This window comes from Saccharibacillus brassicae (assembly GCF_006542275.1).
Lineage (GTDB): Bacteria > Bacillota > Bacilli > Paenibacillales > Paenibacillaceae > Saccharibacillus > Saccharibacillus brassicae.
Genome location: NZ_CP041217.1, coordinates 5,540,804 through 5,564,381, shown reverse-complemented (window position 1 = coordinate 5,564,381; position 23,578 = coordinate 5,540,804). Strand labels below are relative to the sequence as shown.

Here is a 23,578-nt window from a genome sequence, read left to right as displayed (position 1 = left end):
GTAACGAAAATGGGTATACCTAAATTGAAGCGTTTTCCAAAGCCAATTCCAAAGCCAATTCCAGAAACAGAGAGGAAGAGATACGATGTCGAAATTGCTGCAAGATTTGCTGGAACCTACGGGCGGGGCGCTGCGTCCGCAGCCGCTGGAACCGGTCAAGATCGTGTCGGGCCGCGTTGTAGCCTGCGATCCGCTCACTTCGCGCGTCGAACCGTTCGTGTACGAAGTCGCGCCGGGCACTTATCCCGTCTACGCATGGCACAGCGAGCAGGAAGGCGCGATTGCGGGCGCGGAGATGCGCCTGTCCGATACGAAGCCGGTGCGCTGGGAACTCGCGGTGCGTCCGGGCCAGGATGCGGCTTCGCTCGGCGAAGACGAAATCTTCGGCTATCCGGTCGATGCCGGACTGGGCAGTTTTGCCGACGAAGACGCGATCCGGGCGGTCGAGATGCTCGATCTTCGGCTGCAGGAAGAACTCGGCGACGAATACATCAGCCTGTACGACAACCTCGTTGAAGACGTGCTGGACGAACACGACGGCGTCTGGGGCAATCTCGCCGCAGACGAAGAGAACGGGCTGAACGTCATCTTGTTCACTTCCGGGTACGGCGACGGCGTGTACGCTTCTTATTGGGGCCTGGACGAGCAGGACAACGTCGTCTCGCTGCTGACGGACTTCCAGGTGCTGAAGGAAGACCGCGAAGCGTAAGTTTTGAGCGGAACGGCCGGCTTTTCCAAATAGGGTTACAGTCGGGGCTATAGGCAAGGCGATCAGGTACGGCGGCGGGCGGCGCATAAGCGCTTCCCGCTTTTTTGCGCTCTTTTTTTGCGTGCGGCGCCTGTTCTTCGTGATACAATGCAGAAAAAGCCGGCCCGGGAGGTCGGCGGCAGGCTTGAAGGAACAGGGGATGAAGGACATGGTGAAGGACATGGGCAAGAAACCGGCACGGCCGGTTGAACACGCGGGAACGGAGGCGCCGCAGCGCGGCTCCGCCGAACCGGGCGATAAGCGGCGCGTGCTGCGCGAGGTGACGCGGCAGTTGGAACTTGGCGGCATCGACTACGTCATCGGCGGCAGCGGCATGCTGCTCGGGCTCGGGTTGACGGACACGGTAGGCGACTGGGACATTATGACCGAAGCTTCGGAAAAAGAAATCCGGGCGGCGCTCGCGGCTTACACGATCATCGACGCCGACGGGCCAAGCGATCTGTACCGAAGCGCGTACAAGCTGCGCCTGGACGGCACGGAGCCGGAAGTGGAGATCATCGGCGGGTTCGCCGTGCGCACGCAGCGCGGCATCTGCCGGCTGCCGGCGCTGCCGGGAACAGGCGGCGGCGATCTGCGCATCGCAAGCCCCGAGATCTGGTTCGCGGCCTACACGCTGATGGACCGGACCGCCAAAGCGGAGCGGCTCGAAGCCTATCTGCACGAGCACGGGGCCGAGCCGTCGGCGCTTGCGTATCTGCGCGGCCAGCCTGTGCCCGAAGCTTTGGCGGAGCGGCTGAACCGGCTGCCGGAGCAGCGTCGGTGACCGCGCACCCCACTCTTTTCAAAAAAGGGAAAATCGTCCTGATTTACGCTTTTACGGCGCGAATTTGCGGAATTGCGTTAAAGCAAAAGCCGTTTGGGTTAATAGGGCTAAGAGACATACTTATCTTAGAGAGATTTTTACTAGAATCGAGAGGGGCATAACAAGATGAGAAAATGGGGAACGGCCGCACTGTCGGTCATGATGATGGCGGCGCTTGCCGCATGCAGCACCAATGAAGAAGCGGCCAATACGGCGGCACCGGTAGCGGAGACGACCGCGCCGGCGACGACCGAGACACCGGCAGCGGAGACCGCGGCACCTGCCGAGACGGCTGCCGTGCCGACGGCCGAAGAACTGCTGAACAAAGCCCAGGCCGCGAGCAAAGAACTGAAAAGTTACAATATGGTCGCGGACATGGACCAGACGATGACGCTGAACGGCGAAGAAACGGCTTCCAAAACGAAATTGAACACGGACATGGTCGTCGAGCCGATGAGCGCGTACCAGGAGATCTCGACGCAGACCGGCGATACGACCAATGAAGTGAAGCAGTATATTACCAAAGACGCCATCTACATGGGCATGAACGACGAATGGACGAAGCTGCCCGAAGAGAACCGCGAGCAGATCATGGCGGGCCTTGAGAACACGGCCAACCTCGACAGCTCGTTCGAACAGTTCAAATCGGTAGCCCAGGACATGAAAGTGACCGAAGAAGGCGACGATTACGTCCTGACGGCCGACCTGTCGGGCGACAAAATCAAATCGATGGCTTCGGAAATGATGGGCGCGAACACGGACGAACAAACGGCCGCCGCGCTGGATCAAATGGACATCGAAGAGATGAAGCTGACTTACGCCGTGAACAAAGAAACGTCGTACCCGACCAAATCGATCGTGGACATGACCATGTCGATGACCGGCGCGGCGGGCGAAGGTCAAGAAATGGATATGCAGATGCACATGATTATGAACAGCACGATTTCCAAGCATAACGAGATCGAGGCGATCGAAGTTCCCAAGGAAGTCATCGACGGCGTCAAGTAAGACCGGAACCGTTCGACAATCAGACCGATCGCAAGTGGACCTATCGCAAGAAGAACCATCGTAAGAAGAACCATCGCAAGAAGACCCATCAAAAGCCGGCCGCGCCGTTCGCGGCCGGCTTTTTTTGCGTTTGCGGCGAGGCTGCAGGCGCAGGAGACGCTTCCCACGTCCGGCGTTATCGGATATGCTAGAAGTCAGATGAAATTGTGCGGTTAAAGGTGGAATCGGACATGCAAACAATCGATCATTTCAACATACTAGAGACCTTTTCCGAATATGGCCGCCGGGCGGTCTATCGCGCCGTAAACCGCGAGACCGGCGAGACGGTCATTTTGAAGGTGCTGCGGGGCGGCTCGGCCGATTCGCAGGAAGTGTTCCGCTTCAAGCGGGAATACCGGCTGCTTGAGCGGCTGAGCGCCGAAGTGGAAGGCGTCATTCGTCCGCTGCGTCTGGAAGAGCGCGGCGGGCTGCTGCTGCTGGAGCAGGAAGACGTCGGCGGCTTGTCGCTGGACCGGATTTGGGCCGAAAGCCCGCCCGATCCGGCTTCTTTTCTGCGCGCGATGGCGGGCTTTATCGATATTTTGGGCGAAGTGCATACGCGGGGCGTCCTGCACAAAGACGTCAAGCCGGCCAACCTGATCTGGAACCGGGATACGGATACGCTCCGGCTGATCGATTTCGGCCTGTCGGCCGAGACGACGCCGGGCGAACCGGCTCCGCCGCAGGCCGAACACCCGGAAGGCAGTTTGTCGTATATGTCGCCGGAACAGACGGGCCGGCTGAATCGCGGCCCCGACGCCCGCAGCGATTATTACGCTTTCGGCGTCACGCTGTACGAACTGGCGACCGGAACGAAGCCGTATCCGGAAGAAGAAGCGCCGGAGTATCTGTATTCGCTTATGGCGAAGACGCCCGTCGCGCCGCATGAGGTCGCGCCGGAGGCCGTATCCGGGTCGCTGTCCGGCATCATCATGAAGCTGCTGGCCAAATCGCCGGAAGACCGCTATCAGAGCGCTTACGGCATCAAGGCGGACCTGCTGCGCTGCCTGGCGGGCGAAGAGACATTCGAGCCGGGCGCAAGCGACCGGACAGAGCGCTTCGAGCTGCCGAGCGGTCTGTACGGCAGGCAGAGCGAGCTTCGTCTGGCGGAATCGGCGCTCGGCGCCGCTGTCGGCGCGCCGCCGAGGCTCGTGCTGGTCGCGGGCGAAGCGGGCGCGGGCAAAACGGCGTTCGTGCGCGAGCTGCGGCCCGCCGTCGCCCGCCATAACGGGCGGTTTGCCGAAGGCAAATGCGATCCGTACAACCGCAGCGTTCCGCATGCCGCCGTCGTCGAGGCGTTCCGCGGGCTGATCGTGCGGATGGGCGAAGAACTGGGCGATGCGCAGCCGCAGCATTCGGAGACGGCGCGCAGCCTGCGCCGCGAGCTGGCCGGAAGCGGCTCGCTCGTGCTGCGCCTGATTCCCGAACTTGCGGACTGGATCGGTCCCCAGCCGGAGCTGCCCGCGCTTGGCCCGGCGGAAGACACGAACCGGTTCTTCATGACGTTCGCCGCGTTCGCGCGCGGCCTGCTGGACGGCGGACGTCCGCTGCTGCTGTTCCTCGACGATATGCACCGGGCGGATGCCGCGGAGATCCAGCTCGTCGAGCGGCTGCTGCTCGATCCCGAGCTGCGCGGACTGTGCGTCGTCTGCGCCTACCGTTCGGACGAAGCCGAAGCCGGCCATCCGCTGCGGCAGGCGCAGCAGCGGATCGGCGCCCTGCGCGGCGTGACCGAACTTGAACTGGGCGCGCTGACCGTAGAGGCGCTGGAAGAGATCGTCGCCGACGCGCTGCACGCCGACCGCGAGCGGATCGCTCCGCTGGCCGAGTCGATTCGGCAGCATACGCGCGGCAACGCCCTGTTCGCGCGGGAGATGCTGCGCGAGCTGCATCGGGACAAGCGGCTCGTCTACGAGCCGCTGCAGGGCCGATGGAACTGGGAAGCGCAGGCAATCGCCGCGTTTCCGGTCAGAGGCAGCGTGCTGAGCCTGCTGATGGAGCGGCTGCGCCATCTGTCGCCGGACACGCTCGGCGTGCTTGCGCTCGGCGCGGTGCTGGGGTCGGGCTTCGACCGCGATCGCCTGATCGACCTCGGCGAGAGCGAAGCCGGGGTCATCGACCGCGCGCTGGCGCAAGCGCTGGCCGAAGAACTGATCGTGCGCGATCGCGCAGGCGAATCGTTCGGGCGCAGCGCCGGACGGCCGGGCACGGCGGGGCTTCGCCCGGCCGCCGGGGCCGGGCCGGAGGCGCAGCGGTTCCGCTTCCGGCACGACCGGATCCAGCAGGCGGCGTACGAACTGCGAACGCCGGACGAGATCGGCCGCCTGCATCTGCGGATCGGGCGCGCCCTGCTCGGCCGGCAAGGCCGGCATGGGCGAATCGCGCCGATCGGTGCGGACGAGCGGCTGGAGACAGCCGCCCATTTGAACGCGGGCCGCGCCTGGATCGAGTCGGAAGCCGAACTCGGCCGGTTGATCCGCCTGAACGTCGAAGCCGCGGCGGCGGCCAAAGCGTCTTACGGCTACGATACCGCGTTGGCTCTGGCGGGCACCGCGCTCGAACTGCTGGGCGAACGCCGCTGGGAGACGGAGCCCGATCTTGCCCGGGACGTGCTCGCGCTCTACGCCGAATGCGGCTATCTGTGCCGCCGGATCGAAGCAGCGGATGCCGCCTGCGCCGAACTGGCCGCGCAGGCCCGCGATTCGCTCGAACGGGCGAAGCTGTACGAGATGCAGGCCGGCTATTATTTCTACCTCGGTCTAATGAAGGAATCGATCGAGGCGGGACGCAGCGGCCTGGCGCGGCTCGGTATCCGGCTCCCGGAAAAAGCCGGCATGCCGGCGGTGCTGTCGGAACTTGCCGGCGTCAAGCTGAAGCTTGCCTCCACTTCCGTCCGCAAGCTGGAACAAGGGCCCGAGATGAGCGATCCGCGCGTCAAATTGGCGATGCGGCTGCTCATCGGCATGTTTCCGCCGGCGTTTATCTCCGGCGAGCAGCCGCTGTTCGGGCTGATCGTGCTGAAGAAAGCGGGATTGACGCTCAAATACGGCATCGCGCCGGAATCGACGCTTGCTTTTACCGGCTACGCGCTGCTGCTGTCGGGCATGGGCGATATTCGCGGAGCGTACGAGTTCGGCAGTCTCGCGCTGCGGATCAACGAGCGCTTCGACGATCTTCAGTCGCGCAGCGCGGCACAGGTGCTGTTCGCGCTGTTCGCCCGCGTCTGGAAAGAGCCGTGGCGGCAGCTGCCGGACGCGTTCGCCGAAGCGGTGCAATCCGGGCAGCGCTCGGGCAATCTGCTTTATTTGGCGCATGCGTGTTATTACGTCAACTTGTGGAATCCCGATCTCGACCTGAGCGGCCAGATCGAGCAGAGCGGCCGGTATATCGCCCTGATCGAAAACACGGGGCACCGGGAAGCGCTGGCGACGGCGCGGCTGGCACGGCAGCAGTGGCGCGGCTTGGCCGGCCTGCTCGACGATCCGCTGTCGTTCAATGGACCGGACTTTAGCGAGAGCGCTTATCTGGAGCAGCTGGAGCAGGCGAATTACCAGTCGGGCATCGCCATTTACCATGTGTACAAAATGAAGCAGCTGTTCACCGGCGGGCATTACGGCGAAGCGGCCGACGCTCTGGAGCGGGCCGAAGCCTTCATCGGAGCTTTGGCGGGTTCGGCTTTTATGGAAGAGTTTGCGCTGTACGCGTTCTTGATCTGCGCCTACGCGCCGCCTTCCGCGGACGCTTCCGTACGCCGGCGCAGGCACAATCGGATGCGGCGGGAATTCCGGCGTTTCCGGGTCTGGCACAAGCACAATCCGGGCAATTTCGCCTGGCATGTCCGGCTGCTCGCGGCGGAGCGGGCGCGCCTGAACGGGCGGACCTCCGAAGCGTTCGCGCGGTATGATCTCGCGTCCGGCGAAGCCGAGCGCAGCGCCCCGGTGCGCTACAAAGCGCTCAGCTTCGAATTGTCCGCCGCGTTCCGTCTGGAACGGGGGCAGAGCGAATACGGAACGTATTTGCGGGGCAAAGCGGTCTATTATTACGCCGTCTGGGGAGCGGAGAGCAAAGTGCGGCAGTTGAACGAATCCCGCTTGGCGGCCGGCGTCTCCCGAACCCTTGACCGGACGCGTCCCGGCAGCCTGGGCGCTTCGTCGGACAGTCTCGACCTCGACGCGCTGCTGCTCGCTTCGCAGGCGATCTCGCGCGAGATCGAGCTGGACCACCTGCTTCAGGCACTGATGGAAATCGTGATCAAAAACGCGGGTGCGCAGCGGGGCTGCATCGTGCTGCGCCAGAGTCCGATGATGGTCGAAGGACGCTACCTGCCGGACCAGGACCGGATTTCGGTGACGGTGCACGGAGAGACGCTGTACGACCGGCTGCCGGAAAAGCTGCTCAAATCGGTCGAAGACAGCGGCAGAACGGTCATTTTGGACGATGCCAGCACGGAAGCCAGGCTCGCGGACGATGTGTATATTCGCCAGAACCGGCCGCGTTCGCTCGTCTGCATGCCGCTGATCAATCAGAACAAGACGGTAGCCGTCATTTATTTGGAGAACAATCTGGTCACGGGCGCTTTTACCCAGGAACGGATGAAGATCATCAACCTGCTGTCGCGGGACATGGTCTTTTCGCTCGAAAATGCCAGCTTATATGAAGAACTCGAACAATCCGAAGCCAAATACCGGGAATTGGTAGACAATATGCAGGACGGCATCTTCATGATCCAGGGCGGCTGCTTCGTGTACGTCAATCACGCGCTGGCCGAGATGGTCGGCTGCCGGACGGACGAGATGATCGGCGCCCGTTACGACGCTTTTATCCATCCAAGAGACGTCGAGCGGGTAGCCGGCTATTACGAGAACCGCATCGACGGGCGGGAAGCGCCGGAAGAATACGAATCGGCCCTGCTGCACCGCGACGGATTCCGGGTCATTATGGCGATCAACAAAGTCGTCGGCGTCTCGTACCGGGGACAGCCCGCGGTGCAGGGAACGGTCAAAGACATTACCGCGCGCAAAAAAGCCGAGCAGGAACTCAAGCGCCACAAAGACCATCTCGAAGAGATCGTGGCCGAACGGACAGAAGCGCTTGAGCGCAACAACGAAGAACTGAACCGTTCGCTCAATCTGATCGAGCGGTTGTCGGTGACCGACGAGCTGACCGGGCTGTTCAACCGGCGCCATTTCAACAGCGTGTTTGCCGGCAGCATCGCCCGCGCGAACAACCAGCGTACCCCGCTCGCGTATCTCATGCTCGATATCGATCATTACAAATTGTACAACGACACGTACGGGCATTACGAAGGCGACCGGGTGTTGAAGCGGCTCGGCGACGCCATCCGCGAACTTTCGGCGAAACAGGGCGGTCACAGCTTCGCGTTCCGCCTCGGCGGCGAAGAGTTCGGCATCCTGCTGCCCGGCATGCAGCAGGAAGACGCGTTCGCGTATGCGGAGAAGCTGCGCCTCGCCGTCACGGAGCTGAACATCGAACACGCCAAAAATCCGCAGGAAGGCATCGTGACCGCGTCGATCGGCGCCGTCTGGATGCGCGGACCGGGACTGGGCGAGGAAGAAGCGTACAAAATGGCCGACGAAGCGCTGTACCGGTCCAAGCACGGCGGCCGCAACCGGGTAACGCCGGCGGTCCAGGACGGATCTTCCGCCTAGACGGAAAACGCCGAACCGGAATCCGGCCGCTATCCCGGCGTGATCCGGACGTCAGGCGCAGCGGGACCGGCCGCGCAATCGCAAGCGCGACAAGCGCGCAGGCAGGGAGTGTTCTTCCCCGCCTGCGCGCTTTTTGCGTGCGGCCGCCCGAAAAGGCTTATGCGCGTTTGCTATAGTAAGCCATAGCCTGAAGATATAGACGAATCCGGGGCGCGATCGGCGCCGGATGCGGCAAAAGCTTCCGAAGCCTTGCCAGGCAAGGGATAAAGGGCAGACAGCCCGCAGAGGTTGGTTTCTCCGTTATCCGTAATTCCGAGGGCCAAGCATGGAATTTGCCTATAACGCCGTTTGGGAAGCTTCCCTGGGCGATTGACACTTGGCGCTCCTCTGCCTATGATCATACTCAAAGTCCAAGGCGAGCCGCCGGAAGGCAGGTTTGTCCCAATAACCGACAGAGAGGAAGATTAATATGAGTCAAGCGAAAAGTTCGAATTTGGGGTATCCGAGAATCGGCGAGAAACGGGAATGGAAAAAACTGCTGGAGGCGCACTGGTCCGGCAAGATCGACGCGGCGGAGCTGGAAAGCGAAACGAAAAAACTGCGTCTGAGCTATTTGCAAAAACAGCGCGACCTGCAGGCGGAACTTATTCCGGTCGGCGACTTCTCGCTCTACGACCACGTGCTCGACACGGCGTTCACGTTCGGCCTCGTGCCTCAGCGTTTCACCGGCGGAGCGAACACCGCGGCCCACGACGAGAACTGCAACTGCGCGACCGGCGCGCATGACGAAGAAGCTCCCGCATCCGCGGATGCCGAAGCGAAAGTGTTCGCTCCGGGCGAGAACGGCGCCTACGGCCTCGACGCCTACTTCGCCGTAGCCCGCGGCACCAAAGCGTTCGCCGCTTCGCCGATGACGAAATGGTTCGACACGAACTACCATTATATCGTGCCGGAACTGCAGGGCCTGACGCCGAAGCTGACCGTCAACCGTCCGCTGGCCTTCTATCTGGAAGCCAAAGAAGAGCTTGGCATCGACGGCAAGCCGGTCATCGTCGGACCGCTTACGCTGCTCAAGCTTGCACGCGGCATCGAAGAAGGCAAGTTCGATACGCTGCTGGATCAACTCATTCCGCTGTATGCCCAAGTATTGAAGGAACTGGGCGAAGCCGGAGCGACATGGGTACAGATCGACGAGCCGATCCTCGTGCTGGAGACGAGCGACGAAGACATCGCCCGCCTCAACAAAATCTACGCCGCGTTCCGCGCCGCGGCGCCGGGACTGAACATCCTGCTGCAAACGTATTTCGAATCCGTTTCCCGTTACGAAGACATCGTGCAGCTGCCGGTCCAGGCGATCGGCCTCGACTTCGTCCACGACCGCGGCCGCAACCTGGCGGCGCTTGAGCGCCACGGCTTCCCGCAAGACAAGATCCTCGGAGCCGGCGTGATCGACGGCCGCAACATCTGGCGTTCCGACCTGCAGGTGAAGCTGGACCTGCTGCGCCGCATCAAGCAGGCTGCCGGCGCCAAGGAACTGTTCGTGCAGCCTTCGTCGAGCCTGCTGCACGTGCCGGTTACGACCCGCAGCGAACAGGCGCTGGAGAGCAAGATCCGCGACGGCCTGAGCTTCGCCGACGAGAAATTGACCGAGATCGCGGTTCTCGTCAAAGCGTTGAACGAAGGGGAAGAAGCGGTAGCCGCCGAGATCGCCGAGAGCGTACAAGCCGTTGCCGCGCTGAACGCTTCGCCGGAACGCAATGACGAATCCGTTCGCGACGCGCTGGGCAAGCTGGACGCGCGCCGTCCGGAACGACTGTCCCCGTATGCGGTTCGCCGCGACGTGCAGGCGAAGCACTGGCCGCTGCCGCTGCTGCCGACGACGACGATCGGCAGTCTGCCGCAGACGACGGAAGTGCGCCAAGCCCGCAGCAAGTGGAAAAAAGGCGAATGGAACGAAGAGCAGTACGTGCAGTTCCTGCACGCCGAAACGGAACGCTGGATTCGGATTCAGGAAGAGATCGGCATCGACGTGCTCGTGCACGGCGAATTCGAACGCAACGACATGGTCGAATACTTCGGCGAGCAGCTGGCCGGATTCACCACTTCGGGCTTCGCCTGGGTGCAATCGTACGGTTCGCGCTGCGTGAAGCCGCCGATCCTGTACGGAGACGTGAAGCTGCTCAGCCCGATGACCGTTACCGAAAGCGCGTATGCGCAGTCGCTGACCGACAAGCCGGTCAAAGGCATGCTGACAGGTCCGATCACGATCTACAACTGGTCGTTCGTACGCGACGATCTGCCGCGTTCGGTCGTGCAGAACCAGATCGCGCTGGCGCTCCGCTCCGAAGTGAGCGCGCTGGAAGAAGCGGGCATCGGCATGATTCAGGTCGACGAGCCTGCCCTGCGCGAAGGATTGCCGCTCAAGCATGAAGACTGGCAGTCGTACCTGGACGAAGCGGTCTATGCGTTCCGCGCTTCGACGACAAGCGTGCAGGACGAGACGCAGATCCATACCCATATGTGCTATGCCGAATTCGGCGATATCATTCAGGCAATTTCGGACCTCGACGCCGACGTTATCTCGATCGAAGCGGCGCGCAGCCACGGCGACCTCGTGACGGCGTTCGAAGACGGCACGTACGACAAAGGGATCGGCCTCGGCGTATTCGATATCCACAGCCCGCGCCTGCCGGAACAATCCGAGATCGAATCGATCGCCCAGCGTGCGCTGGAAGTGCTCGATCCGGCCCAATTCTGGATCAACCCGGACTGCGGCCTCAAGACGCGCCGCGAAGAAGAAGTTATTCCTTCGCTGAAGACGATGGTCGCTTCCGCAGTCGCCCTGCGCGAACAGTTCGCGAAGGCCGGAGCGGCGGGAGGCGCCGGAGCAGCCGGCGGCAACAGCTAATGGGGATGCTCGACGAACTGCGAACAAGAGTCCTCGTCGCCGACGGCGCGATGGGCACGCTGCTGTACTTGAACGGCATCGACCGCTGTTTCGAAGAGCTGAACCTGACACGGCCCGAGCAGGTGCGCCAGATCCATCAGGCGTATCTCGGCGCAGGCGCCGAAGTGATCCAGACCAATACGTATGCGGCGAACGATCATAAGCTGAAGCGCTATAATCTGGAATACGAGTTGGAAGCGATCAACCGGGCGGGCGCCCGGTTGGCCCGCTCGGCCGCGGAAGGAACCGGCGCTTACGTGCTTGGCACGATCGGCGGCATTCGAAGCACGAAGCCGGGCGAAGTGACGCTCGGCGAGATCAAACGCAGCAACGAACGCCAGATCGAGTCTTTGCTCGGCGAAGGCGTGGACGGCCTGCTGCTGGAGACGTTCTATGATCCGGAAGAACTGCGCTCCACGCTCACGCTGGCGCGCCAGAAGACCGATCTGCCGATCGTCGCGCAGGTCTCGACCCAGGATTCGGGATTTCTGCAGGACGGCAGCACGCTGACCGAGATGTTCGCGATCCTCGAAGGTCTCGGCGCGGACGTCGTCGGCCTGAACTGCCGGCTTGGCCCGTTCCATATGACCCGCTACCTGAAGCAGGTTCCGCTGCCCAAGCACGCGTTCTTGTCGGCGTATCCGAACGCCGGCCTGCCGGAGTATAACGAAGGACGGCTGCGCTATCGCTCGGGCGCCGATTACTTCGGCCGCAGCGCGCTGGAACTGCGCGGCGAAGGCGTCCGCCTGATCGGCGGCTGCTGCGGCACGACGCCGGAGCATGTCGCGGCGATGGTGGAAGCGGTCAAAGGCGCGGCTCCGATCACCGAGAAGACAACGGAACGGTCCGACGATGCCGAGCCTGTGCCGTTCGGGCGGATCGAAGTCCGGGAAAAAGCCGAACAGCTGTCCGCTGCGCAGGAGGGTCCGCCTGCCGAGATTCCATTTCACGCAGCGGCTGCCGCCAAAGACCATTCGGTCATCGTCGAACTCGATCCGCCGCGCACGCTGCGCACGGACGGCTTCTTCAAAGGCGTGCAGGCGCTCAAGGAAGCGGGCATCGACGCGCTGACGCTGGCGGACAATTCGCTGGCCAGTCCGCGTATCGCGAACGAATCGCTCGCTTCGGTCGTCAAAGAGAAGTACGGCGTCAAGCCGCTCGTCCACGTCGCCTGCCGCGACCGGAACATGATCGGCCTGCAGTCGCATCTGATGGGCCTGGCCGCTTCGGGCATCAACCAGATGATCGCGATTACCGGCGACCCGTCCAAAGTCGGCGACGTGCCGGGCGCGACTTCGGTCTACGATTACAATTCGTTCGACCTGATCAAGCTGTGCAAGCAGTTCAACGAAGGCCGTCTGCCGTCGGGCCGTTCGCTCGGCCTGCGGGCCAACTTCTCCGTCGGCGCGGCGTTCGATCCGAACGGGCGCCATCTCGAAAAAGGCGTGCAGCGCCTGGAGAAGAAAATCGCGGCCGGTGCCGATTATTTCATGACCCAGCCGGTCTACGACGAGCGCCGGATCGAGGAGCTGTACCACGCGACGAAGCATATCAAGCAGCAGATCTTTATCGGCGTCATGCCGCTGATCAGCTCGCAAAATGCGGCTTTTCTGCACAACGAAGTGCCGGGCATCCGCCTGACGGACGAGATTCTCGCCCGCATGCAGCGGCACGAACACGACAAGGAAGCCGCGATGCAGGAAGGAATGGCGATCTCGCGCTCGCTGATCGACGCGATTCTGGAATACTTCGGCGGCGTCTATATTATGACTCCGTTTCTGCGCTACGAGCAGTCGGCGGAACTGACGCGGTACGTGCACGAAGCCGCGGGCAAGCGGGCGCTGATCCAGTCGCGGCCGGCCCGGTAAGCGAGGCTTCCCGGCTCGGCTGCCGGCAAGCGCAGCGCAACCAAACGCAGTAAAAAAGCTTTCCGAACCGTTTGCCGAGGCAGACGGACGGAAAGCTTTTTTGTGCGGGAACAGAGGCAGAACGCGGATCGGATGAACGCGGGTGACGACTTCGCCGAACCTAGTCCATGATCCCGTCGTTATAATAATTAATGATGTCGCGGCGCCGGATAATGCCGAGGAAGATGCCGTCGTGGTCGGTGACCGGAACGAAGTTCTGATCGGCCGCGAGCGTAAGCATGTCTTCCATGTCCGCGTCGATGACGACCGATTCGTTGTGCCGGTACAGCTTGATGCTGCTCAGCGGCACTTCAGCCATCGTCGACAGGTCGAAATTGAACGTGTGCTTGAGTTTCCACAGCAGATCGCCTTCGGACAGCGTGCCGACGTAGCGACCCTGCTCGTCGATGATCGGGACCGCGGAGTAATGATTTTCTTCCAGCAGATCCATCGCTTCCATCATCGTGGCGGAAGAGGGGATATACTTGACTTTGTCTTTGGACAGCAGAAAGCGTGAAACTTCCATGTATGTATACACTCCTTAACCGTCGAATTTCCCTGACTTGTATCTCTCTCTATTAAAACATAGTTGAAGGTTTTTTTGAACGGTTGGCGGGTTATACGACAAAAGCGTAACTATTTAAGGGCCGGGACCGTCTTTTTAAAAAGAGCTTTCCCTCAGGCCTAGGCGAGCGGGAGAGCGTTTGACCATTTTTTCGAAAAGGCGGCGGTGTCAATGTCCCAATTATCGGTATTGAGTGTGCATAAGCAGCAGCGGACCGGTTTCCCTTGTACGTTCGAGTACGGGGATTTCCGGATCGACGGGAAACGGTTGTACGACGAGGTGCTGCGGCAGTATCCGCATATGGACGATATCGGCTGCCTCGGATTCGGGCCGGAGACGTTCCAGCGCGAGCAGATCGGGAAACTGCTGCTGCTCGAAAACGCCGATTTTCCCGACGGCCGGCGTGCGCTGTATCTATGTCCGGCGTGCGGGGATCTCGGCTGCGGAGCGGTATCGCTGCGGATCGAACGCCGGGATTCGCAGTTCGTCTGGCACGAGTTCGGACTGCAAAGCGCCGGGGATACAACAGGGACGTTGACGCCCCTGCCCGGTATCGGTCCGTTTTATTTCGACGCGGACGCCTACGGGCGTACCGTCCGTTCCGCTTACGGGCTGGGCGGTTTTCACTGGCCTACGCCAAGACCTTAACAAAAAGACTAACGATTCGGGAGTGAATTTATGCAGAGGCTCAACATACGCCATATTCCTCGCCGCCATCTTGCGGCTGCGCTGCTGATCGGTACGATTGCGGCCTTGGTCACGATCTCGTGGATCCGGCACGAGCCGGTCGTGTACGCGAAGACCGAACAACCGCATCGGTCTTCTCTTCCGGCCGGCGCGGCCGGGCTTATTCGCGGCGGGGTCGATAACGAGCTGCTGACGTTCGAGGACAAAGGCTGGACGTACGCCTATTATCGTCGTCCGCACGGTTCATACGAAGTCGTACAGATTGAAGTGACCGATTCGGACACGCATTATACGGTGCAGACCACGGTCGAACCGGCGAGTGACGAGGCGTGGGTCGATACGGAGTGTCTGATCCGTTTCCGGGCCGAGCCGGGCAAAGAAATCCGCATCGGGGAAACGGAGGTGTATGGGGAATCGTGAAACCGAGAAACAGGCTGCTTGCCCTGCTGATCGTCGGCGTCGTTGCCGCCGCGATAGGGTTCGTGTACGGACCGAGACCGGTCGATCTGGACGTGCAGGGCGTCAAATACCGGTTGGGCGCAGATGCCGCCGACGAAGCAAAGCTTGTACGGATGAAGATTCAAGGCGACGTTTGGCGCAGTTGGCGCGGGACGCCTCGCTTCGAAGGGATCATCGGCGTGGAAGGCGAATCGTTACGATGACACATCCGGCAGACCGCGCGCAAAAAGATCGTTTTCCCGCTAAACGGGCGAACGATCTTTTTTCGCTTATAAGGCATCTGCCTTCCAACCGCGCTCAACCTTCCGACAATCCGCCTGCCGGCAGCAGCGCCTTGATTCGGAACGCCATGCGCAGACGCAGCGTTTCTTCCGGGTCTTTCAGGCTGCGGCCGATGATTTCTTCGCATTTTTCCAGCCGGTAGATGACCGTATTGCGATGGATGTACAGCCGTTTGGCCGTCTCCGCAAGCTGGCAGTGCGTCTCCAGGTACACGGACAGCGTCTGCAGCAGCATCTGATGGTCTTTGAGCGTCTCGTCGGTGAAGCCCTGCATCGTATCGGCATAAAATTTGCGCAGATGTTCGTACGGGATCATGCGCAAAATTTCGGGGACTTCTTTGGGCTGGTACAGCTCGATGAATCTCGATTTGCCGGCCATGCCGCCGAAATAGAGCGCCTCGTTCGCTTCTTTGTAAGAGACGGGCATATGGACGAGCGGCTGGGCGTAGCTGCTGAAGCCGAACGACAGCTCCGACGCGTCGTGCGCGGCGATCCGCTGCTGCAGCCGTTCCAGCAGGGCGACGAAGGAAGGCTCGACGATTTTCCATTCTTCCGCAAGCGGCATAAGCAGCACGTAGGCCCGGTCATGGGTGAACAGATGGATCGGATAGCGAAAATGGGTCAGTTCGGCTTCGATACGTTCCGCGATCCGGTCCTGCTCGGATTTGTACTGCATGAACGAAGTCGTCTTGTCCGCGCCGCCGAGCTTGCCGACCGCGCACACGTAACGCTGGTCGCCGGACAGTCCGAACTCGCGTCCGCGGCTTGCGATCTCTTCGCTGCCCGAGAAGGCTCCTCCGATAAAGTTGGCGAAAAACTCGTTCTGGATCCGGCGGCGGTTCTGCTTGAGCGCGTTATCTTTCATCAGTTCGAACGCGATAACGTTGGCCGCCTGCTCGATCGTCAAAATGCCGGAGCGTTCGGCCGGGGAAAAAGTGCCGGGGATGCACAAATAATGCAGCTGTTTGTGCGTGTAGACCGGGAACAGCGTAAGCGTCTCGCGGCTGCCGTCCAGCAGGGAAAAAGCGGAGAAAATCGAAGGCGCCGCATGGAACCGGCTTCCGCCGGCGAGCAGCGCTTCGAGTCTGCCTGCGGTGGACGGGTCCTGAAAGCGGCCGAACATCGGCTGCATATACGGGCCGAGCAGCAGGACAGGCAGCCGCAGCAGAGCGGACAGCTGATCGAGCAGTTTTGGAATACCTTGTCCGCTCATGATCTGCTGGGTGAACTGCCGGTGCGTCTGCATGGCGTTATGCAGTTCCGTCGTCCGCACGTCGAGGATATGGCTCAGCGATTTGTTGACGATGTCGCCGAGCGAAGGCTCGGGCGGAAGTTCCAGCAGCGGCAGATGCAGTTCGTCCGCAAGCGCCGCCGCCGAAGCGGGGATGCTGCCGAGGTACCGCTTGCTTTTGATGCCGAGCGCGGCGCATTCCTGCTGACCCATCTCGCGGATCAGTTCGAGCAGCGCCGGCAGGTCGTCCTTGAAATGGAACGCCGTGGTGACGAGCAGTTCGTTTTTTTTCAAATAAGGAATAATGTCGGGAGCATCCATCATATTGACGGTCAAGACTTCCCGGTTCAGCCCTTTTGCTCCCGCCGCGATGGCAGTTCCGTCAAATACAGGCAGCTGTAACAGCTCATCCAATCTCATTTTACGGCGCTCCTTTGGTTAACATGTCCAATGAAATCTATAATTCTTCTACACTTCCGTGAATGCTTTCGACGTTGTTTTATTCTACAATGGATGAAACGGCTTTGCCAAGTTAATTAAACTAACACCGGTTGAAAAGCTTGTACGGCCGGAACGGGGGGAATTGCAGGGATGATTGAACAACCGAAGCTGTCCGCCTTGTCCGGGCAGGTCGAGAATCTGATCGAATGGCTGGCTTCGTACGGCGCTTCCGAAGCGGGCGGCGTGACCCGCCTGCTGTACGATCCGTCCTGGCGCTCCGCGCAGCGGGCGATCGAAAGCAGGATGGCCGAGATCGGCCTGCTGCCGCGGTACGACGACGCCGGCAACCTGTTCGGCCGGATGGCCGGCCGGGACCCGGAAGCGCGCGTCGTGCTGACCGGTTCGCATGTGGACACGGTGACGGGCGGCGGCAAATACGACGGTGCGTACGGCATCGTCGCCGCGCTGATCGCGGCGGAGTATCTGCTTGCGCGGTACGGCCCGCCGCTCAAGCCGATCGAAGTCGTCTCGCTGTGCGAGGAAGAAGGAAGCCGCTTCCCGATGACGTACTGGGGGTCGGGCCGGATTACCGGCGTCAAGTCGCGCGAAGAGACGGCCGGGCTGGCCGACGCGAACGGCGTAACGTTCGAGCGGGCGATGCGCGAAGCCGGCTTCGGCTTCGGCCGGCATCCCGCGCCCGAACGCAGCGATCTGGAGTGCTTTATCGAGCTGCATATCGAGCAGGGCCAGATTCTCGAACGCGAAGGGCAGTCGATCGGCATCGTCAGCCATATCGTCGGCCAGCGCCGCTACGACATTACCGTCACCGGCGAAAGCAATCATGCCGGCACGACGCCGATGCGCTGGCGCCGGGACGCGATGTCCACCGCGGCGGCACTGATCTCCGTGCTGATGAACCGGGCGAACGAAGACGGGGCGGGACTCGTCGCGACGGTCGGCCGGATGGAGGTCAAACCGAATGTCGGCAACGTGATCGCGCGGGAAGTGACGTTCAGCCTCGACGTGCGCCACGGCGACGCGGCGGTTATCCGTGCTTTTTGCGAAGAATGCTTCCGTGCATTCGACGTCATCGCGGCGGAGCATGGGACAAGCGTTGCAATCCGCAAATGGATGGACGAGCCGCCGGTCGCGATGGACGAAGGATTGGGCTCGGCCGCCGAAGACATCCTGCGTACGGCAGGCATCCCGTATCGGTCTATGACGAGCGGAGCGGGGCACGATTCGCAGGTGTTCGGCACATTCTGTCCGACGGCGCTGCTGTTCGTGCCGAGCCGCGGAGGCCTCAGCCATTCGCCGGCCGAATTCACGGAGACCGAAGATCTGGAACGCGGCGTGAAGCTGCTGATCGATCTGCTGCACAAGTTGGCGTATTGAACGACATAGACGACATGAACGACATATAGGTAACCAGGGAACGATAATCGAGGAGGGCGACAGCCGATGACGACGTACCGGGAAATTCAAGTACCTTTGAGAACGATTATGACGCCGGGGCCGGTCGAAGCCGATCCGCGCGTGCTGCGCGCGATGACGACGCCGATTCTGGGACAGTTCGATCCGGCGTTTACGCAGATCATGAACGAGACGATGGATATGCTGCGGCAGACGTTCCAGACGAACAATCAATGGGCGTTTCCGGTCGACGGCACTTCCCGTTCGGGCATCGAAGCGGTCTTGTGCAGCCTGATCGAACCGGGCGACAAAGTGCTCGTGCCGATCTTCGGCCGGTTCGGCCATCTGCTGACCGAAATTGCCGAGCGCAGCGGCGCGGAAGTCCATCTGATGGAATGTGCGTGGGGCGAAGTGTTCGACCAACAGGCGGTTATCGACGAAGTGAAGCGGGTGCAGCCGAAAATACTGGCGATCGTGCACGGGGAGACGTCGACGGGCTGTATGCAGCCGCTGGACGCCATCGGTCCGGCCTGCCGCGAACTCGGCGTGCTGACCGTGGTCGACGCCGTCGCTTCGATCGGCGGCGCGCCGGTCAAAGTGGACGAATGGCAGCTGGACGCGGTCATCGGCGGCACGCAGAAATGTATCTCCGTTCCGTCCGGCATGGCGCCGGTCACGTATAACGAACGCGTGGAACGGATTTTGCAGAGCCGCAAAAAAGTCGAGCGCGGCGTCGCCCAAGCCAGCGACTGCCGGGAAGTGGCGCATCCGATCCGCAGCAATTATTTTGACCTCAGCCAGCTGCAGGATTATTGGGGACCGCGCCGCCTGAACCATCATACGGAAGCGACGTCGATGCTGTACGCGCTGCGCGAAGGGCTGCGTCTTATTTTGGAAGAAGGGCTGGAAGCGCGCTTCGAACGCCACCGGCTGCATGAACGGGCGCTCATGGCCGGCCTGCGCGGCATGGGACTGACGCTGTTTAACGACGTGGCCTGGAAGCTGCCGGTCGTCACGTGCATCCGTATTCCCGAAGGCATCGACGGCGAATCGGTACGCGGCATGCTGCTGAATCTATTCGGCATCGAAATCGCCAGCTCGTTCGGCCCGCTGCACGGCCAGATCTGGCGGATCGGCACGATGGGCTACAGCTGCCGCCAGGAGAACGTGCTGTTCGTACTGGCCGCGCTGGAAGCCGTATTGATCCGCCACAAAGCGCCGATTGCGATCGGGCGCGGGGTGCAGGAGGCGTTGGATGTGTATGAGGGAGTGGTGGCGTCGGTGGTCTAGTGGGGTGGAGGGTGCAGGCGTGTAGCGGGGCTCCGGGGGAATTCGTTTCGGTCGCTTCCTGCCTTTGAGAAATTTGATTATATTTAAATGGTGATTTCTCAAAGACAGAGGCGAACGCTTTAGCGTATGCTTCCGATGTGACTTTCTTCGAAAGTCTTTATCCTACACGAGTTCCCCCTCCGCCCCCCGACCATCCGCGCTTGGAGTGGGGTAAGGGAAAAGGGAAAATCAAAGGCAAAGGCAAAGGCAAAGGAAATGGAAATGGAAATGGGAAAAGGGCCATGAAAAAGTGTGGAATCAAAAAGATATAAAAAAATATAGAATATACAAGAAAAATAAAAAAACAAAAGGATTGCGGATTTTCGGGGTCATGGTTGTTAAAGGAAGTTCGATTCAGTGCGAAGCGAAAAGGCACATCGGAAGCCTACGCTAACGAATTTCTCTCGCGGCTAGGAGTTTCCGTAACGAATAGGATTTCTCCAAACAACCAAGGATTCCGGAATTCTCCGGAATCCTTTTGCGTAACACAAGCAAAAAAGGGAGGGAAGGTGAATCATGCGGTACCAAATCGCGCTGCGGTCGGGGCTTTCGGGACTGCAGTGGTTATTTTTCCTGTTTACGAACACGGTCGTCATTCCAATCACCGTAGGGGCGGCGTTCGGGCTGCCGCAGGGGAGGATTCAATTTCTGATCCAATGTTCGTTCGTGCTGACGGGACTGGCCTGCGCGGCGCAGGCGTGGCTCGGGCATCGGCGATCGGTGATGGAAGGGCAGTCGGGGCTGTGGTGGGGCGTGATCCTGAGCCTGTGCGCCGCGGCGCCGTCGCTCGGCCTCTCGCTGCCGCAGTTGGGCGGAAGCCTGGCGGTCGGGATCCTGATCTCGGGCGTGCTCACGATACTGATCGGTGTGTGCGGACTGGCGGCGCCGCTGTCGCGCCTGTTCACGCCGGGCGTGATGGCGGTGTTCATGTTCTTGCTCGGCTGCCGGTTGAACACCATTTTTCTCGAAGGCATGCTCGGCATTTCGGCGGGAGGCAACTCCGATTCGGCGCTGATCCGGCCGGGCATTTTCGGACTGGCGGCAGCCGTTGCGCTGTTTGTCGCGGTACTGTCGGTCAAAGCCCGGCCGGCGATCGCGCAGTACGCGCTGCTGATCGGCATCGTTGGCGGCTGGGCGCTGCACAGGCTGGTTTTCGGCGCGGAAACGCAGGCGGCCGGCCAGTTGGAGTGGGGCTGGTTTCCGCTCGGGCAGCCGACCGGCGGACTGGACGTCGGCGTGATCGGGATCGCGGTCATCGCGGGACTGATCAACGCGTCGAACACGTTCGGCGCGTTAAAAGGCACGGATGAGATTTACGAACAAGAAGCAGGCAGCGGGCAGTATCGGCGTTCGTTTACGATCAGCGGAATTTTGGCCGTCCTGTCGGGAATGCTCGGGCTGGTGCCTTACGCGCCTTACGTCTCGTCTGTCGGATTTTTGCTTCAGACCCGTATACGCGACCGGCTTCCGTTCGTGCTCGGCGGGCTGCTGTTTGCCGGGATCGGGCTTGTTCCGGCGGTCAGCGGCATGCTGACGACTCTTCCGCTGAGTATCGGCAGCGCCGTGCTGCTCGTGACGTATTTACGGCTGCTCGGTTCGTCGCTGACGTATTTCGGCCAGATCCGGATGGATACGGCCAATATTTACCGGACGGCGGCGCCGCTGTTTGTCGGCTTGATCCTGATGGGCATGCCGGCGTCGTATTTCGCTTCGCTGCCGCCGCTGCTGCGCCCGCTGCTCGGTAACGGGCTGCTGGTCGGCATCATGCTGGCGCTGCTGCTGGACCGGATGCGCTCACGCACGCGGGAACCGGAACAGGCGGACACGAATACCGCAGGGGAAGCCAACACCAAGGAGGAATAAGAGATGAGCGAAGCGGGAAAAAGACTCGGACATCAAGCGGAAGAGGCTGCCAAGCCGGTATCGGCGTTCAATCGGAGTGAAAAAGAACACTACGGGGCGTTCGTCGACCGGCATGTCGAACTTTCGCCTACCGGAAGCGGACCGCTGGACGGCCTGACTTTCGCGGTCAAAGACGTATTCGATATCCAGGGCGTCATAAGCGGAGCCGGCAATCCGGATTGGCTGCGTACGCATGAACCGTCCGCGCGGACAGCTCCGGCGCTTGAACAGCTGCTCGCCGCGGGCGCCCGGCTTCAAGGCACGACGCAGACCGACGAACTGATGTACAGCCTCAACGGCGAAAATGCCTATTACGGCACGCCGGTCAATCCGGCCGCGCCGGGTCGGATTCCGGGCGGGTCTTCAAGCGGTTCGGCCGTCGCGGCGGCGGCCGGCCGGGTCGATTTTGCCGTCGGCACGGACACGGGCGGATCGGTCCGTATTCCTTCGGCCTACTGCGGCCTGTACGGGTTTCGGCCGACGCACGGCGCGGTCTCCGCGGAAGGCGTTATTCCGCTGGCGGCAAGCTTCGACACCGTCGGCTGGATGAGCCGCGACGTCTCGGTCCTGCGCCGGGTCGGGCAGGCGCTGCTCGGCGACAACGAGGCGCGCAGCGGCGAAGCGCAGCCGTTTGTCCGCTTTTTTGCCGCGGACGAAGCTTGGGCGCTGCCGGAAGAGTCCGATCGCGCGCTGCTGCGGCAGAAGCTTCACGCTGTCGAAGACCTGACAGGCCGCGTCAGCGGAGTTCCGCTGACAGCGGAAGGAGAATCGCTGGCCGACTGGTCAGCCGCTTTTCGCATTCTGCAAGCCTTGGAGATTTGGAAGCAGCACGGGGCGTGGATCGAGCGCGAACGACCGGCGTTCGGCCCGGGCATCGCGGAGCGTTTTGCATGGACATCCACATTGCGCGCAGCCGACGCCGGCGCGGAAGCCGAACTGCGCCGCCGCGTGCGCCGCGGGCTGATCTCCCTGCTCGGCGAAGACGGGCTGCTGGTCGTGCCGACCGCGCCGGGTCCCGCGCCGCGGCTCGGTCTGCGGGGCCCGGAAGCGGAAGCGTACCGGGCCAAGACGATGCAGCTATCCTGCATCGCGGGGCTGGCCGGCCTGCCTCAGGTGACCGTTCCGGTGCTGCGCGCAGACGGGCTGCCGATCGGGCTGTCGTGGATCGGAGGGCCGGGCACCGATCTGCGGCTGCTGGACCGGGTCGCCGGAATTTTCGGCGGGGAGGTGCGGCCGTGAGACTGGCGACGATCCACTACGAAGGACGGGAACAAGCCGCCCTGATCGCCGACAGCGGACTGGTTCCGCTGAAGGTCGTGAACGAGCGGGAAGGCACGGACTGGGACACCGAACTGTGGCCGCTGCTGCAAGCGGGCGGACTGGATACGCTGCGAGCCTGGTACGACGGGGGCGGAGCGCGGCGGCTTGCGGCGCTGCCGAAGCTTGCCGAGCACGAAGTGACATACGGGCCGCTGTACCGCCGGCCGGGCAAGATGATCGGGATCGGCATGAATTATCTGGCCAAAGCGATAGAGCTGTCCGGGCGTCCGCCCGAAGACGAACCGGTCGTGTTTCTCAAGCCGGACACGTCGCTGATCGGGCCGGGCGCATACATCGAATGGCCCGCGGGTATCGGGCAGGTGACCGCGGAAGCGGAGCTTGCGATCGTAATCGGCCGGCGCTGCCGCTCGGTCGGCGAAGCGGAAGCGCCGGATTACGCGGCCGGCTACGCAGCGTCGCTCGATATGACGGCCAAAGACGTGCATGCGCGCAATCCGCGCTTTATGCAGCGATCCAAAAGCTACGATACGTTTACAAGCTTGGGCGCTTCGCTCGTCACGCCCGACGAATATGCCGATCTGAACGCGCTTGAAGTCGTCACGCGGCTCAACGGCGAACCGGCGCATCGCGGCACGGTCGGACGGATGATTTTTTCGCCCGCTTATCTGATCTCCTTCTTGTCCGGCATCATGACGTTGAATCCCGGGGACGTGATCTTGACGGGAACGCCGGGTTCGGTGATCATCGCTCCCGGAGACGTGGCGGAGTGCGGCATCTTCAAGCAGGTGAGCCTGCGCAATCCGGTCCGGTAAAGGCTGCTAAAGGCCGGCAAGCGCCGCTCTTTTCCG

The 23,578-nt window shown here is 61.8% G+C and carries 16 protein-coding genes; 14 read left to right on the top strand and 2 right to left on the bottom strand.

Annotation, left to right across the window (positions count from 1 at the left end; all coding sequences use genetic code 11):
- The first annotated feature begins 85 nt into the window (after positions 1 to 85).
- The 6 genes from FFV09_RS23385 (at position 86) to FFV09_RS23360 (ending at position 13,102) form a co-directional block, all read left to right on the top strand.
- Positions 86 to 709, top strand: coding sequence for a DUF4241 domain-containing protein (locus FFV09_RS23385; RefSeq protein ID WP_141450147.1), 624 nt, complete (start codon positions 86 to 88; stop codon positions 707 to 709).
- Positions 710 to 893: 184 nt separating this feature from the next.
- Positions 894 to 1,532 (top strand): hypothetical protein, encoded by a 639-nt coding sequence (locus FFV09_RS23380; protein WP_141450145.1) that lies wholly within the window; start codon positions 894 to 896, stop codon positions 1,530 to 1,532.
- A gap of 165 nt (positions 1,533 to 1,697) precedes the next feature.
- A complete protein-coding gene (locus tag FFV09_RS23375; protein WP_141450143.1) occupies positions 1,698 to 2,579 on the top strand; it encodes a DUF6612 family protein in 882 nt (293 codons plus the stop codon).
- 230 nt (positions 2,580 to 2,809) lie between these two features.
- A complete protein-coding gene (locus tag FFV09_RS23370; RefSeq protein WP_141450142.1) occupies positions 2,810 to 8,287 on the top strand; it encodes a diguanylate cyclase in 5,478 nt (1,825 codons plus the stop codon).
- A gap of 469 nt (positions 8,288 to 8,756) precedes the next feature.
- Entirely contained in the window at positions 8,757 to 11,195 is a 2,439-nt protein-coding gene (metE, locus tag FFV09_RS23365; RefSeq protein WP_141450140.1) for a 5-methyltetrahydropteroyltriglutamate--homocysteine S-methyltransferase, read from the top strand.
- Positions 11,195 to 13,102: a bifunctional homocysteine S-methyltransferase/methylenetetrahydrofolate reductase gene (locus FFV09_RS23360; RefSeq protein WP_141450138.1), complete on the top strand. Its 1,908-nt coding sequence runs from the start codon at positions 11,195 to 11,197 to the stop codon at positions 13,100 to 13,102. Before metE ends, FFV09_RS23360 begins: the two co-directional genes overlap by 1 nt.
- A 160-nt stretch (positions 13,103 to 13,262) precedes the next feature.
- Here FFV09_RS23360 and FFV09_RS23355 read toward each other — a convergent pair whose 3' ends face one another.
- Positions 13,263 to 13,667: a CBS domain-containing protein gene (locus tag FFV09_RS23355; RefSeq protein WP_141450137.1), complete on the bottom strand. Its 405-nt coding sequence runs from the start codon at positions 13,665 to 13,667 to the stop codon at positions 13,263 to 13,265.
- Between the two features lie 210 nt (positions 13,668 to 13,877).
- On the opposite strand from FFV09_RS23355, the gene FFV09_RS23350 reads away from it, so the two are divergent.
- Genes FFV09_RS23350 through FFV09_RS23340 form a run of 3 tightly spaced genes read left to right on the top strand, consistent with a single transcriptional unit; the run spans position 13,878 to position 15,055 of the window.
- Positions 13,878 to 14,354 (top strand): hypothetical protein, encoded by a 477-nt coding sequence (locus FFV09_RS23350; protein WP_141450135.1) that lies wholly within the window; start codon positions 13,878 to 13,880, stop codon positions 14,352 to 14,354.
- Between the two features lie 30 nt (positions 14,355 to 14,384).
- Positions 14,385 to 14,813 (top strand): hypothetical protein, encoded by a 429-nt coding sequence (locus FFV09_RS23345; protein ID WP_141450133.1) that lies wholly within the window; start codon positions 14,385 to 14,387, stop codon positions 14,811 to 14,813.
- Complete coding sequence (locus tag FFV09_RS23340; RefSeq protein ID WP_141450131.1) at positions 14,810 to 15,055, top strand: hypothetical protein; 246 nt, start codon at positions 14,810 to 14,812, stop codon at positions 15,053 to 15,055. The genes FFV09_RS23345 and FFV09_RS23340 overlap by 4 nt, the downstream gene beginning before the upstream one ends.
- Before the next feature lie 94 nt (positions 15,056 to 15,149).
- On the opposite strand, the gene FFV09_RS23335 is transcribed toward FFV09_RS23340, so the two are convergent.
- Positions 15,150 to 16,784, bottom strand: a complete 1,635-nt coding sequence (locus FFV09_RS23335) for a PucR family transcriptional regulator (protein WP_141450129.1) — start codon at positions 16,782 to 16,784, stop codon at positions 15,150 to 15,152.
- Positions 16,785 to 16,955: 171 nt separating this feature from the next.
- Here FFV09_RS23335 and allC point away from each other — a divergent pair, with 171 nt between their 5' ends.
- The 5 genes from allC (at position 16,956) to FFV09_RS23310 (ending at position 23,542) form a co-directional block, all read left to right on the top strand.
- Positions 16,956 to 18,200 carry an allantoate deiminase gene (gene allC / locus FFV09_RS23330; RefSeq protein WP_141450127.1) on the top strand — a complete coding sequence of 415 codons (1,245 nt, stop codon included), beginning with the start codon at positions 16,956 to 16,958 and terminating at the stop codon, positions 18,198 to 18,200.
- 66 nt (positions 18,201 to 18,266) lie between these two features.
- Entirely contained in the window at positions 18,267 to 19,508 is a 1,242-nt protein-coding gene (locus FFV09_RS23325; protein ID WP_141450125.1) for a pyridoxal-phosphate-dependent aminotransferase family protein, read from the top strand.
- Positions 19,509 to 20,063: 555 nt separating this feature from the next.
- Positions 20,064 to 21,410, top strand: a complete 1,347-nt coding sequence (locus FFV09_RS23320) for a uracil/xanthine transporter (RefSeq protein WP_141450123.1) — start codon at positions 20,064 to 20,066, stop codon at positions 21,408 to 21,410.
- Between the two features lie 3 nt (positions 21,411 to 21,413).
- Positions 21,414 to 22,688, top strand: coding sequence for an amidase (locus FFV09_RS23315; protein WP_141450122.1), 1,275 nt, complete (start codon positions 21,414 to 21,416; stop codon positions 22,686 to 22,688).
- Positions 22,685 to 23,542: a fumarylacetoacetate hydrolase family protein gene (locus FFV09_RS23310; protein ID WP_141450120.1), complete on the top strand. Its 858-nt coding sequence runs from the start codon at positions 22,685 to 22,687 to the stop codon at positions 23,540 to 23,542. The genes FFV09_RS23315 and FFV09_RS23310 overlap by 4 nt, the downstream gene beginning before the upstream one ends.
- Positions 23,543 to 23,578: the final 36 nt, after the last annotated feature.

Excerpts from the sequence above, each read along its gene's own strand:
- FFV09_RS23360 (WP_141450138.1), top strand. The coding sequence starts at position 11,195 with ATGGGGATGCTCGACGAACTGCGAACAAGAGTCCTCGTCGCCGACGGC.
- FFV09_RS23385 (WP_141450147.1), top strand. The coding sequence starts at position 86 with ATGTCGAAATTGCTGCAAGATTTGCTGGAACCTACGGGCGGGGCGCTG.
- FFV09_RS23320 (WP_141450123.1), top strand. The coding sequence starts at position 20,064 with ATGCGGTACCAAATCGCGCTGCGGTCGGGGCTTTCGGGACTGCAGTGG.
- FFV09_RS23345 (WP_141450133.1), top strand. The coding sequence starts at position 14,385 with ATGCAGAGGCTCAACATACGCCATATTCCTCGCCGCCATCTTGCGGCT.
- FFV09_RS23315 (WP_141450122.1), top strand. The coding sequence starts at position 21,414 with ATGAGCGAAGCGGGAAAAAGACTCGGACATCAAGCGGAAGAGGCTGCC.
- allC (WP_141450127.1), top strand. The coding sequence starts at position 16,956 with ATGATTGAACAACCGAAGCTGTCCGCCTTGTCCGGGCAGGTCGAGAAT.
- FFV09_RS23355 (WP_141450137.1), bottom strand. The coding sequence starts at position 13,667 with ATGGAAGTTTCACGCTTTCTGCTGTCCAAAGACAAAGTCAAGTATATC.
- metE (WP_141450140.1), top strand. The coding sequence starts at position 8,757 with ATGAGTCAAGCGAAAAGTTCGAATTTGGGGTATCCGAGAATCGGCGAG.
- FFV09_RS23325 (WP_141450125.1), top strand. The coding sequence starts at position 18,267 with ATGACGACGTACCGGGAAATTCAAGTACCTTTGAGAACGATTATGACG.
- FFV09_RS23335 (WP_141450129.1), bottom strand. The coding sequence starts at position 16,784 with ATGAGATTGGATGAGCTGTTACAGCTGCCTGTATTTGACGGAACTGCC.
- FFV09_RS23370 (WP_141450142.1), top strand. The coding sequence starts at position 2,810 with ATGCAAACAATCGATCATTTCAACATACTAGAGACCTTTTCCGAATAT.
- FFV09_RS23375 (WP_141450143.1), top strand. The coding sequence starts at position 1,698 with ATGAGAAAATGGGGAACGGCCGCACTGTCGGTCATGATGATGGCGGCG.
- FFV09_RS23350 (WP_141450135.1), top strand. The coding sequence starts at position 13,878 with ATGTCCCAATTATCGGTATTGAGTGTGCATAAGCAGCAGCGGACCGGT.